This window comes from Streptomyces chiangmaiensis (genome assembly GCF_036281785.1).
GTDB classification, from domain to species: domain Bacteria; phylum Actinomycetota; class Actinomycetes; order Streptomycetales; family Streptomycetaceae; genus Streptomyces; species Streptomyces chiangmaiensis.
On the sequence record NZ_JAYWVC010000766.1, the window covers coordinates 1 to 512 of the forward strand.

The following is a 512-nucleotide window of genomic DNA, read 5'->3' on the forward strand; positions in this document are numbered from 1 at the left end:
GGCGACCGCGCGTTCTGCGTCGGCGCGGACATGTCCCAAAAGGCGATCGACAAGACCGGCCTCGAATACTGGTCGCAGCTCGATCCGAACGGGTTCGGCGGGCTGAGCCTGCGCACGACGCTGGACGTGCCGGTCATCGCGAGGGTCAACGGCTACGCCGTCGGCGGCGGGATGGAGATGATCCTGGGCTGCGACATCGTCATCGCCGCAGACACCGCCAAATTCGGACTGCCCGAGCCGCGGGTCGGCAGGCTGCCGCTCGACGGCGGCATGGTCCTGCTGCAGCGCAAAATCCCGCACAACGCGGCCATGGGCCTGCTGCTCACGGGCAAGCGAGTGCCCGCGGCCGAGCTGTACCGCCTCGGCCTGGTCAACGAGGTCGTCCCCGCCAGCGAACTCGACAACGCAGTGCAGCGCTGGGTGGACGACGTGCTGGCCTGCTCGCCCTCGTCGGTCCGAGCGATCAAGCAACTGGCCACCCGTACCGCTCAGCTCAGCGCCCGCGAGGCCCG

The 512-nt window shown here is 69.5% G+C and carries 1 protein-coding gene; it reads left to right on the forward strand.

From position 1 onward, the window contains the following. On the forward strand, positions 1-512 hold a 512-nt coding region (locus VXC91_RS46825), incomplete at both ends, for an enoyl-CoA hydratase-related protein (RefSeq protein ID WP_329513398.1).